Below are 14,049 nucleotides of genomic sequence, written 5' to 3'. Positions count from 1 at the left end.
GCTCGGGGTGAGGGTGATTGCAAGACCTTCGGTCTGTCATCCACCATGAGACGCCCGATATATCGTTAGCTTTTCCACGGTGCCTTGACCAGGCCCCATACCGGACTGTTGATCGCCATATCCATGTCGCGCGCGAAGATGGCGAAGCCGTCGTAGCCGTGATACGGACCCGAGTAATCCCATGAATGCATCTGGCGGAATGGCACGCCCATTTTCTGGAACACGTACTTTTCCTTGACGCCGGAACCGACCATGTCGGGCCGCAATTTCTCGACGAACTTCTCGAACTCGAAGCCGGTCACATCGTCGTAAATCAGCGTACCGTCCTTGATGTCATGCGTGGTGCGCTGGTAGTCGTCGCCGTGGCCGAACTCGTAACCGGTGCCGATCACGTTCATGCCGAGGTCTTCGTAAGCGCCGATCACGTGGCGCGGGCGCAGGCCGCCGATGAACAGCATTACCGACTTGCCTTCCAGCCGCGGACGGTATTTGGCGATCACCGCATCGGTCAGCGCCTTGTACTTGGCGATCACACGTTCCGCGCCTTCCTTGATCGTGTCGTCGAAGTGCGAAGCGATTTCGCGCAGGCTGGCCTCGATCTTGGACGGTCCGAAGAAGTTGTACTCGACCCACGGAATGCCGAACTTTTCTTCCATGTGGCGCGAGATGTAGTTCATCGAGCGGTAGCAGTGCAGCAGGTTCAGCTTGGCCTTCGGCGTGTTCTCCATTTCAGCCAGCGTCCCGTCGCCGGACCACTGCGCAATCACGCGTAGTCCCATTTCTTCGAGCAAGATGCGTGAAGCCCAGGCATCGCCGCCGATGTTGTAGTCGCCGATAATCGCGACATCGTAGGGCGTGCCCTGAAATTCAGGATGCTTGCCGTCGGCCTTGTCGAACACCCATTCGCGGATCGCATCGTTGGCGATGTGATGACCGAGCGATTGCGAGACACCGCGGAAGCCTTCGCAGCGCACCGGCACGATGGTGTGGCCGTTGAATTCCTTGGTTTTCTTCTTCGATACCGCTTCGATGTCGTCGCCGATCAAGCCGATCGGGCATTCCGACTGCACCGAGATACCTTTGTTCAGCGGGAACAAGTCCTGGATCTCGTCCATGACTTTTTCCAATTTCTTGTCGCCGCCGAAGACGATGTCTTTTTCCTGGAAATCAGAGGTGAATTGCATCGTGCCGAAACTGTCGATACCGGTGTTGCCGATGTAGTAGTTGCGGCGCGAGCCCCATGAATACTGGCCGCAACCAACCGGACCGTGGCTGATGTGGACCATATCCTTGATCGGTCCCCACACCACGCCTTTGGAGCCGGCATAGGCGCAGCCGCGGATGGTCATCACGCCAGGGATAGACTTGATGTTGGACTTGACGCCGCAATCGGTCTTGCCCTCGTCAAACACATTCAAGTGCTTGACACGTTTTTTCGCGGTCTTTTCCGGATAGGCTTTTAAGACCTCACCGATCAATTCCTGGTTGCGAGTTTTGGTTTCTTCAACAGTGAGGCTCATATTCTCTCCAATAAAGCGTGATCGCTTATCAGTGTTCCATCCTCTTGCAAGGAGCTGATCGCTCCCCTCTGCTGGCATGTATTTCCCGAATCGCGATGCGATTCGTCTGCGGCAGAGGGGAGGCATGCATTACGCGGCTGCCAGTTCGGACGCTTTGCCGACCTGCGACTCATCGATTACCGGCATCAAGCCGTGTTCCATCAACAAGTCTTCCAGCTCATCCATCGTGATCGGGGTCGGGATGGTGCCCTTGCCGGCGTTCGCGTGGATCTTCTGCGCCAGGGTCCGGTATTCCTGGGCCTGTTGCGAGTCCGGCGCATATTCGATGCAGGTCATGCGGCGCAATTCCGCATGCTGGACGATGTTGGCGCGCGGGATGAAATGGATCAGCGTGGTATTCAGCTTCAGCGCCAGCGCTTCGGCCAGTTCCAGTTCCTTGTCGGTCTGGCGCTCGTTGCAGATCAAGCCGCCCAGGCGCACGCCGCCGGAGTGGGCATATTTCAAAATGCCCTTGGCGATGTTGTTGGCGGCGTACATGGCCATCATTTCACCGGACATCACGATGTAGATTTCCTGCGCCTTGTTCTCACGAATCGGCATCGCGAAGCCGCCGCACACGACGTCGCCCAGCACGTCGTAAGACACATAATCGGCACCGTCGTAAGCGCCGTTTTCTTCGAGGAAGTTGATCGCAGTGATCACGCCACGGCCGGCGCAACCGACTCCAGGCTCAGGGCCACCGGCTTCAACGCAGCGGATATCCTTGTAACCGACCTTCATCACATCTTCGAGCTCCAGGTCCTCGACCGAGCCGGCTTCCGCCGCCAGGCTGAGTATCGTGTCCTGCGCCTTGGCGTGCAGGATCAGGCGGGTCGAATCGGCCTTCGGATCGCAACCGACGATCAGGATTTTCTGTCCCATTTCGGCCAGTGCGGCGAGGGTATTTTGAGACGTGGTGGATTTGCCGATACCACCTTTTCCGTAAAAGGCAATTTGTCTAAGTTTAGCCATTTGAATCTCTCCTTATATCGATGTGTAAGCAGGTTGACGAGTGACGTTTGCATCCGGTCTGAAGCTGCTTCGAAACTCATATAGCTCTTCGTCTCAAGTCACGCGCTTGGCAAAACATTTTCGGTGCACATCGATATTAGCAATTGCTGTGCCACCTCTTAAACGCATATCCAAGTCATTGATTACATAGATAATTTCATAAATAATGGAGAAAATTTGCAATCCGTACAGGGCTGTCACAAACCGCACAAACGACACTGAATGTAGGGAACGATACAAGCGGCGGGGGCTGGGCGCGACGCTACTAAATGTCGGTTTCCTGCAGTGATAACGGCACCTCTTTTGATGTGCTGCCATGCTGCGAAATGGCGGGTACAAAAGTTGCTATGCACTTCTTTCGGACTGCTATTTTTTAACTGATAAGGGAGTTGCCATGACCAGCATCATTGAAACACCATTCGCCGATCTCGATGCCGATGGCAGGTTGTTAAGCCCGGTATACAAGGGTCCGTTGAGCAAGCCGGGGCGCTTCGGCTTTCGCGGCGAAATCGCGCTCAAGTTCCAGCTCGCGATGGCCGACGAAAAGCGTCCGCCGGAACTCAAGTTCGACCAGGTGATGGCGGTGGCCGACGCCGGAGCGCCGACCATTTCCTTCCTGGCCGGTGTCGCGCCATCGCTTGAGCACTTGAAACTGTTGTGCGAAATCCTCGGCGACAAGCTGTCGCCGGCCGGCAAATACTTTTTCTTCGCCGGCAACCTCGACATCTCGCAGCGCTTCCAGATCGCCTACGGCGGTGCCACTTTCTGGGTGCTGCCGCTGGAAGAGGCCACCGTCTACAACGAATTGCTTGAATTGTTCTGCATCGAGCGCTTTGATCTGAAAAAGCTCGACACCGCCGGCAAGCTGACCGCAGTCGCCGCCGGCGCCGACAAATTCAACGGCAAGTTCAAGGAAATCAGCTTCGACGAAGGCTTGCAGATCATGGGGCCGATCAAGGTCCGTGAAAACCGGCCGGTGTAAACGCGCGTGACGTAGAAAGTATGGGTGACGTGGGCACGATGAGATCGTGCCCACCGCGGCTTTCCGGATGAAAATATACTGCTAAGCGTATATTTTAAAGCCCAATGAATACATGCGGCAATGCCACAAATAAAGCAGATACTCCCTAAAACAATGAAATTATCGTAGGGCGGAAAAGCGCAGCGTCTTCCGCCGTTTGTCTACGTTCGGCGGAAGACGCTGCGCTTTTCCGCCCTACGGCTTTTCCGCCCTACGATAGGCACGCGGCAGGACTGTTCAGCTGGTCAGCATCGCCTCGAACTCGGCCAGCGTGATGCCGATGCATTCGATCTGCTGCTGGTCCAGAAAACGCTGCTCGTTACGCGTCGGTTCGCCTGGCAGCACCGCCCAATGCCGGCTTGATGAGCGTTTCATGATCTGGCGCGCGAAGCTGCGCTGCAACTGGTCGTTGAAACGGCAGCCGAGGAACAGGAAACTGCGGCCTTCGCGCAATTCCTGTACCCGTTCCGGTATCGGGGTCTGAATGTCGATCTCGGTCAGCACCTCGACGTAGTCCGAATCCGAGACGATGAAGTTGTCCGCCGGCGAAACGCCGCCCAGCGGCTTGTAAAGCAGCGTGTCCCAGCCCAGCGCCGCGTCGTCGCCCGACGGCTTGCCGTCGGCCTCATACCAGCCGGTCCAGCTGCCGAAATGTTCGGCTTGCGACAGCCCCTGCGCCTGGCCCCAGGCGCTGCGCTGGTGGGATAGCAGCGCATTTTTCATCGCGTCGTCATACCAGGCGTCGACGATCAGCGGCAGCCCGGGCTGCGCGGCGAAATAGCGATGCAGCGCGGACGGCGCTGCGCCGGCGCAAAAGGCTTGATGCATCAGGCCGATCAGCGTCTTGCGGTGCTTGAAATTTTCGATGAACTGGGCGGCTGCGGTCAGCCGGTTGCGGATCTTGTGCGGCACCGGCACTTTCGCGGTGATCTGCGCCGCCAGCTGTTCCGGCGTATCGGGCACCGGACAATCTGGCACCCGCTCCAGCATGCCGGGTCCGAGATAGGGTATCAGCGTTCCCGCCGCCAGAGCGGAGCGTATTTCTTCTATCGCTTTGTACGAGTGTGCCATGTCAGCCACCGACCTTGCGCGCCTCGACCGTCAATGGCAGGACGGTTGTCGCTGCCATTGGCGGCAGTTCGAGTTGCCAGCCGTTGGAGAGCGTGACTATGCCGCCCCACATTTCCGGTTTTTCCATCGAAACGACGGCCTCTTCCAGGTCTTTCTTGGCCACATAGGCGGTCAGCGCGCCGGCGGAATTCTTGCGGATCATGACTTTCATAGCGTTCTTTCGTAGCGTTCTTTTGTAGCGTTAACTCCAAAGTTAAATCATTGCCAGAACACGCGCTGGCTGTCTTGGTTCAGACATTCCATCAACCGGTCGAGGCGGCCGGCCTGCGCGTGCATCAGCCACTGCGTATGCGCATGGTCACGGCTGTAAAGCGTCCACACGCCGGCTGCCCATTCGATGCGGGCAATCTCGATTTGTCCGCCGGAATGGTCGATGTTGCGCGAACAGCATGGACTGACGATCCGGTAGCCGCCGGGGACAGCTTCCACCGAAGGCGAAACATAGTGATAGCGCGCGCGCTTTTTCAGTAGTCGTGCAATGCGCCGCAGATCAAGCTCGTTCGGATGCGCGGTAGTCATCGACTCCCCCCTCAGGCCAACGCGATTTCCTGTTCCATGCAGCCGACCACGCAGCCGACCACGCAGCCGCCGGCAAATTCCACCATGTACACCGGCGTGTCGGTTTCCACCTGCATGCCGACCTGCACCACTTCGCCCTGCGTGCCGCGCGCCACCAGCAGTGCATCGATCGCTCGGTCCGGATACGAGCCGTCGTTTCGCAAGTCAATATCGGCCATCACGCGCTGGCCCCAATCGTATTTGTGGGTTTTTTGCTCGTTCATCGGCATACCTGTTGTCCGCTTGGTTTCACCACCGCATCGAGCGACTCCAGTTCGCGTCCCTTCATGCCGACGCGGTAACCGTGCACGATGAACTCGATGCCATAGATATAGAACTGCTGGACGAAAGTGCCAATGCTGGTGACATAACCGACATCGCCTTTTTTGACCAGCACGTCGCCGATATCCTTGCCGGGGAAGGTGCCGTCGTTGCGCACCGTCTTGCGGCTGCGCACCTTTTCGCCGTAGTTAAAAACCGGTGGATCGTTGAGCTCGACCCGTCCCTCTTCGCGATCGATATTCATGCGCCCTCCTGGTTCAGGTTTTGCGCCCGATGGCCGACACGCTGACTGTCGCATGTCTGCCGCCGCGCCCGGCTCCGCTGCTGTCGCAGCCGCAGTCGCTTACATTCGGATTGATGATCGAGAGACCAGTGGCCATCGCGCTGTCGCGGCAATCAATGGTTGCTCCATCAAGCAGAGCGCTGGTTGCGGGCGGCAGGAATACCTTCAAACCATTGACATCGAGCGTTGCATCGTCCGGCTGCGGCGCCGCTTCGATGCTGAACTGCGTCGCAAAACCGCTGCATCCGCCAGCACTCACCGTCAGACGAAAACCTGCGTGCTGGACGCCGTCATTGAAACGCACCATGCGGCGCATATAGGCCTCGGCTGCCGGAGTGACAACGATATTCATTTAAGCCGCCTGATAACGTGGATACGCGTTGTCGATGATGACGGTTTTGTCCACCGGGCAAACCGCCAGACATTGCGCTTCGTCGAAATGGCCGAGACATTCGGTACATTTCTTGGCATCGATGAGGTAGACCCCGTTCTTTTCGCGGATGGCGACGTTCGGACATTCAGGCTCGCAAGCGGAGCAGCCGGAGCATTGGGAAGCGACGATTTTGTATGCCATGATTTTTCCTTGGTTGAGTGATTGACTATTGCTTACGCGGCGGCGATGTAGGCGCCCTGCCGGATGTCGGCGTCGCCGCGCTGCTGGTGCACTATCCGGCCCGACTCGACTTGCTCCAGATAGTTGTTGAAATACAGGATCACCGATTGCTCGATGAACTGATGGGCGTACTGCTCGACCGGGTCGATGCCGGCCTGTTTCAGTTCCGAGCGCGGGCAGCCGCCGATCTTGGCTACGAACACCGCGTGGCAGTCGTTGATCGCGCGGATCACGCCGGGCAGCGCATCCTCGTTGTCGTAACCGCCCTGACAGTACAGATCGACGCGGCGGTGGCCGGTAAACTTCGCGCCTGTCGCGGAAACCTCGTAGATCTGGAATTCGCCGGCGTGGCCGAAGTGCTGGTTGATCTTGCCGTCGCCCTTGGTGGCGACCGCGACCAGCAGCTTGATATCGCTGGTTTTTCGCGTCAGCGTATCGAGCGCGGCATCCCTGGCCGCAACCTTGGCCTGGCGCTGTTTTTCCACGCCCGCCTGGTAGGCCTGGCGCGCGTCAAGGTCGTAGCTGACCTCCATCGCTGCCACTTTTTCGTTGGTGAACTCGGCGCTGCGATCCTCGCCCAGCAAACCGACGGCGTCGGCCCGGCACTGGCGGCAATGGCGCATCATGTTCATCTCGCCTTCGCAACTGTCCTGCAACGCTTTCAACTCTTGCGCGGTTGGGCCACGCTGGCCGCGCAAGCCGAACACGGTGCCGTGTTCGGGCGCCGAAATCAGCGGCATGATGTTGTGCAAAAACGCGCCACGCGATTTGACGGCCTTATTGACCGCAGCCAGATGGTGATCGTTGATGCCGGGGATCATTACCGAATTGACCTTGCACAGGATGCCGCGCGCAGTCAGCATCTCCAGACCCAGCAACTGCCGTTCGCTCAGAATCCGGGCCGCTTCGATGCCGGTCCAGCGCTTGTTCCGGTAGTAGATCCATGGGTAGATATGCTGGCCGATTTCGGGATCGATCATGTTGATCGTGATGGTCACATGGTCGACCTTCAGAGCATGGATGGCGTCCACGTGATCCGGCAGCGCCAGGCCGTTGGTCGACAGGCACAGCTTGATGTCGGGTGCGGTTCTGGCAATCAGCTCAAATGCCTTGAAGGTCCTAGCTGGATTGGCCAGCGCGTCGCCGGGGCCGGCGATGCCGACCACCGTCATCTGCGGAATCGCCGACGCTACCGCCAGCACTTTTTTAGCCGCCAGTTCCGGCGACAGCGTTTCGCTGACGACGCCGGGCCGCGATTCGTTCGAACAATCGTATTTGCGGTTGCAATAATTGCACTGGATGTTGCAGGCCGGCGCGACGGCGATGTGCATCCGCGCAAAATGGTGGTGCGCTTCTTCGCTGTAGCACGGATGGTTCTTGACCTTTTCCCAGACCTCGGGGGCGATGTCCGATGGGCCTGATGCGGAGCCGCAACCGAATTTGCCGTCGCCGCCGGTGCTGCCGCAGCCGGCCTGCGGCGCTGCAGCGACAGCGGCAGTGCGCGCTGCGAGCGGCTTGATCTCCTTAATCCCGATATACGCGGTAGATCGCATGAATTGCCCCTTTGAGAAAACGACGCAGGTGCGTCTCTTTCAAGGGTAATAGCCAGAACTGTGCCAGAAGCAATTTATCGTTAAAAATCAATGAGATACATGATATACGACAGATGAATCCGGTGACAATCGCGACATTCGCCACGCGCTTGTCGCAAACCTGACACTGCAAACCCGACACTGGTCTGATGTGGGCCAGGCGAGCAGAGCGAAATAGTACGATTTTGTAGGAGCGCATCCGGGCGCGAAAGCAGTCGCCAGACTGCAGCCGTTGTCGCGCCCGGGTGCGCGCCTACAAGACAATCATATTTATTATGGAGTATGGTTAAAAACTATGCCATTGCCGCTTATATTCATTGCGACATACAAATATACTCAGATCATAGCGTGTGGCAGAGTAACTGTTCAGCCCACTATGAGGTTGATATCCAAGTGACAGCTTTATGTTGTTGACGGTTTATTGACGCTGTTTTTGATGTTAGGCCGCTTGGGACGCAGCCGTTTGTGTGCTGCAGAAAATGGATCAGAAATGAAGGCTGTTTGAGCGAAGCGAGTTCCTTCATTTCCCATTTTTTGCAGCACACAAACGGGTACCCGAAGGGCAAGTCTGCGGTCGCCTTTCTTTTGCTTACTTTTCTTTGGCGAAGCAAAGAAAAGTAAGTAGCCGTCGGGCTACCCCCGACAAAGCATCCACGAAGGGCAAAGCGATTAATTAAGTCGTCAACTTTACAGTCGCCCTCTCCCCAGCCCTCTCCCGCAAGCGGGCGAGGGGGTATTCATAGCGGGCTGAATAGTTACGTGGCAGATGGGTCAGAACTTCTTCACTTCGATGCCGTGCTTCTGCAATGCATACCCCATTTGCCGCGCCGAAATATTCAGCAGCCGCGCCGCTTTCGCCTGCACCCAGCCGCATTGTTCCAGCGCCCACAGCAGCCGTTCGCGCTCCGACGTCGGCGGCTGTTCCGAATGCACTGCTGCAGTGCCATCCCGGATCGGAATCGTCACCCTCTTTTCCGCGCCACCCGGCACATGCGCGCCAGTGTCCGGTTCATGTAGCAATTGCGTCAGACATTTGTTCTGCGTACAGGACAGATTCAACTCGCTGATCAGATTCCCACGCGCCATGGTCGCAGTGCGTTCGACGCAGTTCTCCAGCTGGCGCACGTTGCCCGGCCAATAGCAATTCATCATCGAGTTGATCGCTTCCGGCGTCAGAACCACTTCGCGCTGGTTTTCGCGTCTGAATTTGTCGATGAAAAATTCGACCAGGTACGGAATGTCCTCGCGCCGCTCGCGCAACGGCGGGATGAAGATCGACACCACGTTGATCCGGTAATACAGATCGGCGCGAAAGTCGCCGTTCGCTACCGCCTGTTCCAGGTCGCGGTTGGTGGCGGTGATCAGCCGCACATCGACCTTGATCGAACGCGAACCGCCGACCCGCTCGAACTCGCGCTCCTGCAGCACGCGCAGCAGCTTGGCTTGGAATGCCGGCGAGATGTCGCCGATCTCGTCGAGAAACAGCGTGCCGCCGTTGGCCAGTTCAAAGCGTCCCTTGCGTTCGGTCTGGGCGCCGGTGAATGCGCCTTTTTCGTGGCCGAACAATTCCGACTCCAGCAGCGTTTCCGACAGCGCCGCGCAATTGACCTTGATGAACGGCCCGTCCTTGCGCGGGCTCAAATAATGGATTGCGTGCGCGATCACTTCCTTGCCGGTACCGCTCTCGCCGCGCAGCAGCATGGTCGAGCGCGACGGCGCGGACTGATGCACTTCAGCGAACACTTCCTGCATCGCCTTGGAAATTCCGATCACGTTGTCGAGGCTGTACTTGCCCTGCAGTTCCTTTTTCAGGCGGCGCTTTTCCTCGATCAGCTGGGTGCGCTCAGCGGTAACCGCGCGGTGCAGCCGCACTGTCTGTCCGACCAGATTGGCGATCATGGTCAGGAAGCGCACATCGCGATCGAAACTGTGCTGGCGGTGATCCTGATAATCCAGAACCCGGTCGATCGACAACACGCCGAGGATTTCGTGGGCGGCCTTGATCGGCACGCCGATGAAGGCTATCGCCTTGCCCGGTATCAGTTCCGCTGCGGCGGTGCGATTGAGGAACAGCGGTTCTTTCGAGATATCGGCTATCACGCTGGGCATGCCGGTCTGGTAAATCCGCCCGGTGATGCCTTCGCCGACACGGAAGCGGCCGCGGCGGAATTCCTCGCTCGACATCCCGCTTGCACCAACCAGGTGCAGCTCACCGGATTCGTGCATCAAACTGATCATGCCGCGCCGGGTATCCATTTGAATTCCGAGGATATTCATGACCTCGCGCAGGGTCTTCGACAGGTCCAGAGACGAGCCCAGTATCTTGCTGATTTCATACATCGTAATAAGCTCTACCACCTCATTTCGCTCAGCCATATTAGCCATTGAACTCTCCTTAAGGGCACCTCGAATAACCGCGTTTTTGATCACTTGATAGAGAAGACGACTTCATCCGAGGAGCCAAGTGCAAATTTTTTCTGAAACCTGTTGAAAGCAGCGAGTTGATTCGAAGTTTTCGTTGAATTTCGGGTGAGGCTACCGATTTTTATCTGCTTTCAGTCGGCAGTTTTGCCGTTTTAGAATGCCGCAAGACCTTTTTCTTTCAAGAACACCATCCGCTTCAGGTTGTAACTAGCCGCCTTGAGGTTCAGCGCGAATGTCGTGCGTACGATCCCCATGCAACGCACCAGTTTGCCGCCCATCTGCGCCAGCGCGCCAAACACATGTTCAACTCTGGCGCGGGGTGTGGCGATGCGGCGGTTGCGCTTCTTTTGCGTCCCCGAGATGGCTTTCGTGGCAGTGCCTTTTCTCTGGATATGGACGCGCCAGCCAGCTTTGTTCAATCCGGCTTCGCGCTGCGCGCTGGGGTAACCGCGATCGGCATACACGTCCCGGCTGGTGTTATTGGCATCCAGCAGGTCTTCAAAGACGGTGGTATCGGCGACAGCGGCGTTCGTGATGATAATCTTGCGAATCACTTTGTAGCGCTTGTCTACGCTCGCATGCAGCTTGTAGCCGAAATGGTTCTTGCCATGCTTCTTGGTCCACTTGGCATCGACATCTTTTTGCGCGCGCTTGTGTGCTTTCCATGTGGTCGGCATGATGCTTTGTTTGACGATTTCCGCCTCTTCGCGCTTGTTGCGCTGCACCGGCGCTTGCACCAAGGAGGCGTCGATTATCTGGCCGCAACGTGCCAGATAACCATGAGCGAGAAGCTGCTGCTGCACCTGCCCAAACAACTGGGCGCCCAAGCCTGCCTGCGCCAGGCGGTCTCGAAACAGCCATATCGTCTTTGCGTCGGGAATTGCACTGCTGTCGGTCAGGCCCAGATACGACAGGAAGCTGCGGCGGTCAAGCAACTGATATTCGAGCGCGTCGTCGGCCAGGTTGTAGAGTTGCTGCAGCACCAGAATCTTGATCATCAGCGTAGTCGGATACGGTGGCCGACCACCCTTGGCGCGCGACGGACGTGGCAACGCAGTATCGATGCCAGCGGCCAGCGCAGTGAAGTCCACATGTTTGGCAAGGCCAACTAGGGGATCACCCAGTTTCTCACGACGGTTCCCGCGTTCCTCTTCGGCAAACAAACTGGATTTGGGTAGCATCATTGAGAAAACTCGCGCTGTATCTTGGGAATACTGAAATTTTACGCAATCGCTCAGAATTTGGGGGCGGTTATTAGAGATGCCCTTAAGTGGAATGCGGTATTTTTAAATCGGCTGTTAAGCTGCATCGCTTATCCCGTTTCCCGGCAATCCAGATGTCGAGTAAGTAATGCTTTACCAGTGCATTCAAGCAAAGTCCATGCCGAGAGCAACAAGAGTTTGAGAAGCACTCAACACACCGCAATGGCTTTCAGGATGGTGATGATTGCCCGCAATACTCTCAACGGAGAGTTGCGCTTGCACACAAACAGGACTATATTAGTACTCATTGAATTTCAGGGATATAAAATGCTACGAATGAGCAAAATGGCGGATTACGGCACCCTGATCCTGACCACCATGGTGACTGGACCGGAACGCATACAAAGCGCGGCAGGCATAGCGGCCATGATTCGGGTGCCGGTGCCGACTGTCAGCAAGATTCTCAAGATACTGACCCGCGAAGGCTTGGTGGTATCGCTGCGTGGGGCCAAGGGTGGTTACCTGCTTTCCCGAGCGCCAACGCAAATCACCCTTTCTCACATCATTAATGCGATGGACGGCCCGATCGGCCTGACCGAATGCAGCATCACGCCGGGCCTGTGCGCTCAGGAGTCAGGTTGTCCGGTACGCCTGAACTGGCAACGGGTCAATCGGGTCGTGCTCAATGCGCTGGATCAGATCACGCTGGATCAGATGATTCAGCCGGTGACTGAAACGGTCGAGAGGGTCGATATCAGTGCGCTGAGAAGGATCTTGCCGGTGCCGGCGCCAAAATCAGCGCCAGCCAAAAATCACAGAATGAATGGAGAGCAAGTATGACCGAAGCAACAGCGACAAGCAGTCTGGAAACCAGTTTGGAAGCATTAATCAGCAGCGAATACCAGCACGGTTTCGTGACTGACCTGGAAACCGACACCGTACCGCGCGGCTTGACCGAAGATACGATTCGTCTGATCTCGGCGCGCAAGAATGAGCCGGAGTTCATGCTGGAATGGCGTCTGAAAGCATTTAGGCACTGGCTGACTATGACTGAACCGAACTGGTCTACCGCGCGCTATCCGGCCATCGATTATCAGGACATCATCTACTATTCGGCTCCGAAATCCATGCTGGACCGGCCGCAGAGTCTGGCCGACGTCGATCCGGAATTGCTCAAGACGTACGAAAAGCTGGGCGTGCCGCTGAAGGAGCGCGAAATGCTGGCCGGAGTCGCAGTCGATGCGGTGTTTGACAGCATATCGGTCGGCACCACTTTCAAGGACAAACTGGGTGAACTCGGCATCGTCTTCGGCTCTTTCTCGGATGCGGTGCGCGAACATCCTGATTTAGTGCAGCAATACCTGGGCTCGGTAGTGCCGTACACCGACAATTATTTTGCGGCGCTCAATGCAGCAGTGTTTTCCGACGGCTCGTTCTGTTACATCCCACCCGGCGTGCGCTGTCCGATGGAATTGTCGACGTACTTTCGCATCAATGCCAAAGATACCGGTCAGTTCGAACGCACGCTGATCATTGCCGATGCAGGCGCTTACGTCAGTTATCTGGAGGGCTGCACCGCGCCGATGCGCGACGAAAATCAGTTGCATGCTGCAGTAGTGGAACTGGTGGCGATGGATGACGCACGCATCAAATACTCGACGGTACAAAACTGGTATCCAGGCGACAAAAACGGCAAGGGCGGCATCTATAACTTCGTGACCAAGCGCGGCGACTGCCGCGGCGCCAATTCGCATATTTCGTGGACCCAGGTCGAAACCGGTTCAGCCATCACCTGGAAATATCCGAGCTGCATCCTGCGCGGCGACAATTCGATTGGCGAATTTTATTCGGTGGCGTTGACCAACAATTATCAGCAAGCCGATACCGGTTCCAAGATGATCCATATCGGCCGCAATACGCACAGCACGATCATTTCCAAAGGAATTTCCGCCGGACGCGGACAAAACGCGTATCGCGGGCTGGTGAAAATTCTGAAATCGGCCGAAGGCGCGCGCAACTATACCCAGTGCGACTCGCTGTTGCTGGGCGACAAATGCGGTGCGCACACCTTCCCGTACATCGAGGTTAAAAACCCGACTGCACGCGTCGAACACGAAGCGTCCACCTCGCGCATCGGAGAAGACCAGTTGTTTTATTGCAAGCAACGCGGCATTTCGGCCGAAGACGCGGTGTCGATGATCGTCAACGGTTTTTGCAAGGAAGTGTTCAAGGAGCTGCCGATGGAATTCGCAGTGGAAGCACAAAAATTGATGAGCGTAAGCCTTGAAGGCTGTGTCGGTTAATAACGGCCCTCCCTCTCCCCCGGCCCCTCTCCCGCTTGCGGGAGAGGGGAGGAAAATGAGCCGCTATGCG

The 14,049-nt window shown here is 57.0% G+C and carries 15 protein-coding genes; 3 read left to right on the top strand and 12 right to left on the bottom strand.

The window, feature by feature from the left end; genetic code table 11:
* Positions 1-65: 65 nt before the first annotated feature.
* Together nifD and nifH are read right to left on the bottom strand one after the other, a co-directional pair.
* The gene (nifD, locus tag KGFNPO_RS07805; protein WP_472634179.1) at positions 66-1,520 is read right to left on the bottom strand and encodes a nitrogenase molybdenum-iron protein alpha chain; all 1,455 of its coding nucleotides are present in this window, start codon (positions 1,518-1,520) and stop codon (positions 66-68) included.
* A gap of 129 nt (positions 1,521-1,649) precedes the next feature.
* A complete protein-coding gene (gene nifH / locus KGFNPO_RS07800; RefSeq protein WP_472634177.1) occupies positions 1,650-2,531 on the bottom strand; it encodes a nitrogenase iron protein in 882 nt (293 codons plus the stop codon).
* Between the two features lie 433 nt (positions 2,532-2,964).
* Here nifH and KGFNPO_RS07795 point away from each other — a divergent pair, with 433 nt between their 5' ends.
* A complete protein-coding gene (locus tag KGFNPO_RS07795) occupies positions 2,965-3,552 on the top strand; it encodes a hypothetical protein (protein ID WP_472634175.1) in 588 nt (195 codons plus the stop codon).
* Positions 3,553-3,828: 276 nt separating this feature from the next.
* Here the strand turns inward: KGFNPO_RS07795 and KGFNPO_RS07790 are convergent, their stop codons facing one another.
* The 10 genes from KGFNPO_RS07790 to KGFNPO_RS07745 all read right to left on the bottom strand — a co-directional run bounded on the left by KGFNPO_RS07790 (position 3,829) and on the right by KGFNPO_RS07745 (position 11,658).
* A complete protein-coding gene (locus tag KGFNPO_RS07790) occupies positions 3,829-4,662 on the bottom strand; it encodes an SIR2 family NAD-dependent protein deacylase (protein ID WP_472634173.1) in 834 nt (277 codons plus the stop codon).
* Position 4,663: 1 nt separating this feature from the next.
* On the bottom strand, positions 4,664-4,873 hold the full coding sequence (nifT, locus tag KGFNPO_RS07785; RefSeq protein WP_472634171.1) for a putative nitrogen fixation protein NifT: 210 nt from the start codon (positions 4,871-4,873) through the stop codon (positions 4,664-4,666).
* A gap of 47 nt (positions 4,874-4,920) precedes the next feature.
* Complete coding sequence (locus KGFNPO_RS07780; protein WP_472634169.1) at positions 4,921-5,241, bottom strand: DUF3024 domain-containing protein; 321 nt, start codon at positions 5,239-5,241, stop codon at positions 4,921-4,923.
* Between the two features lie 11 nt (positions 5,242-5,252).
* A complete protein-coding gene (locus KGFNPO_RS07775) occupies positions 5,253-5,504 on the bottom strand; it encodes a nitrogen fixation protein NifZ (RefSeq protein WP_472634167.1) in 252 nt (83 codons plus the stop codon).
* Positions 5,501-5,806 carry a nitrogen fixation protein NifZ gene (locus KGFNPO_RS07770; protein ID WP_472634165.1) on the bottom strand — a complete coding sequence of 102 codons (306 nt, stop codon included), beginning with the start codon at positions 5,804-5,806 and terminating at the stop codon, positions 5,501-5,503. The genes KGFNPO_RS07775 and KGFNPO_RS07770 overlap by 4 nt, the downstream gene beginning before the upstream one ends.
* Positions 5,807-5,819: 13 nt before the next feature.
* Complete coding sequence (locus KGFNPO_RS07765) at positions 5,820-6,197, bottom strand: HesB/IscA family protein (RefSeq protein ID WP_472634163.1); 378 nt, start codon at positions 6,195-6,197, stop codon at positions 5,820-5,822.
* Positions 6,198-6,419, bottom strand: coding sequence for a 4Fe-4S dicluster domain-containing protein (locus tag KGFNPO_RS07760; RefSeq protein WP_472634161.1), 222 nt, complete (start codon positions 6,417-6,419; stop codon positions 6,198-6,200).
* Between the two features lie 32 nt (positions 6,420-6,451).
* Positions 6,452-8,011 carry a nitrogenase cofactor biosynthesis protein NifB gene (nifB, locus tag KGFNPO_RS07755; protein ID WP_472634159.1) on the bottom strand — a complete coding sequence of 520 codons (1,560 nt, stop codon included), beginning with the start codon at positions 8,009-8,011 and terminating at the stop codon, positions 6,452-6,454.
* Between the two features lie 810 nt (positions 8,012-8,821).
* Entirely contained in the window at positions 8,822-10,435 is a 1,614-nt protein-coding gene (gene nifA, locus KGFNPO_RS07750; protein WP_472634157.1) for a nif-specific transcriptional activator NifA, read from the bottom strand.
* Positions 10,436-10,626: 191 nt separating this feature from the next.
* On the bottom strand, positions 10,627-11,658 hold the full coding sequence (locus KGFNPO_RS07745; RefSeq protein ID WP_472634155.1) for an IS5 family transposase: 1,032 nt from the start codon (positions 11,656-11,658) through the stop codon (positions 10,627-10,629).
* A 345-nt stretch (positions 11,659-12,003) separates the two neighbouring features.
* On the opposite strand from KGFNPO_RS07745, the gene KGFNPO_RS07740 reads away from it, so the two are divergent.
* Positions 12,004-12,516, top strand: coding sequence for an SUF system Fe-S cluster assembly regulator (locus tag KGFNPO_RS07740; RefSeq protein WP_472634153.1), 513 nt, complete (start codon positions 12,004-12,006; stop codon positions 12,514-12,516).
* The gene (sufB, locus tag KGFNPO_RS07735) at positions 12,513-13,979 is read left to right on the top strand and encodes a Fe-S cluster assembly protein SufB (protein WP_472634151.1); all 1,467 of its coding nucleotides are present in this window, start codon (positions 12,513-12,515) and stop codon (positions 13,977-13,979) included. Before KGFNPO_RS07740 ends, sufB begins: the two co-directional genes overlap by 4 nt.
* The last annotated feature ends 70 nt before the right edge of the window (positions 13,980-14,049 follow it).

It is taken from the genome of Gelidimonas diazotrophica, assembly GCF_055694025.1.
Note: the sequence above shows the minus strand (reverse complement) of the source record. Positions and strands in the feature narration are given on the sequence as shown.

Excerpts from the sequence above, each read along its gene's own strand:
- nifH (WP_472634177.1), bottom strand. The coding sequence starts at position 2,531 with ATGGCTAAACTTAGACAAATTGCCTTTTACGGAAAAGGTGGTATCGGC.
- KGFNPO_RS07770 (WP_472634165.1), bottom strand. The coding sequence starts at position 5,806 with ATGAATATCGATCGCGAAGAGGGACGGGTCGAGCTCAACGATCCACCG.
- KGFNPO_RS07760 (WP_472634161.1), bottom strand. The coding sequence starts at position 6,419 with ATGGCATACAAAATCGTCGCTTCCCAATGCTCCGGCTGCTCCGCTTGC.
- KGFNPO_RS07745 (WP_472634155.1), bottom strand. The coding sequence starts at position 11,658 with ATGATGCTACCCAAATCCAGTTTGTTTGCCGAAGAGGAACGCGGGAAC.
- KGFNPO_RS07765 (WP_472634163.1), bottom strand. The coding sequence starts at position 6,197 with ATGAATATCGTTGTCACTCCGGCAGCCGAGGCCTATATGCGCCGCATG.
- nifA (WP_472634157.1), bottom strand. The coding sequence starts at position 10,435 with ATGGCTAATATGGCTGAGCGAAATGAGGTGGTAGAGCTTATTACGATG.
- nifT (WP_472634171.1), bottom strand. The coding sequence starts at position 4,873 with ATGAAAGTCATGATCCGCAAGAATTCCGCCGGCGCGCTGACCGCCTAT.
- sufB (WP_472634151.1), top strand. The coding sequence starts at position 12,513 with ATGACCGAAGCAACAGCGACAAGCAGTCTGGAAACCAGTTTGGAAGCA.
- nifD (WP_472634179.1), bottom strand. The coding sequence starts at position 1,520 with ATGAGCCTCACTGTTGAAGAAACCAAAACTCGCAACCAGGAATTGATC.
- KGFNPO_RS07775 (WP_472634167.1), bottom strand. The coding sequence starts at position 5,504 with ATGAACGAGCAAAAAACCCACAAATACGATTGGGGCCAGCGCGTGATG.
- nifB (WP_472634159.1), bottom strand. The coding sequence starts at position 8,011 with ATGCGATCTACCGCGTATATCGGGATTAAGGAGATCAAGCCGCTCGCA.
- KGFNPO_RS07740 (WP_472634153.1), top strand. The coding sequence starts at position 12,004 with ATGCTACGAATGAGCAAAATGGCGGATTACGGCACCCTGATCCTGACC.
- KGFNPO_RS07780 (WP_472634169.1), bottom strand. The coding sequence starts at position 5,241 with ATGACTACCGCGCATCCGAACGAGCTTGATCTGCGGCGCATTGCACGA.
- KGFNPO_RS07795 (WP_472634175.1), top strand. The coding sequence starts at position 2,965 with ATGACCAGCATCATTGAAACACCATTCGCCGATCTCGATGCCGATGGC.
- KGFNPO_RS07790 (WP_472634173.1), bottom strand. The coding sequence starts at position 4,662 with ATGGCACACTCGTACAAAGCGATAGAAGAAATACGCTCCGCTCTGGCG.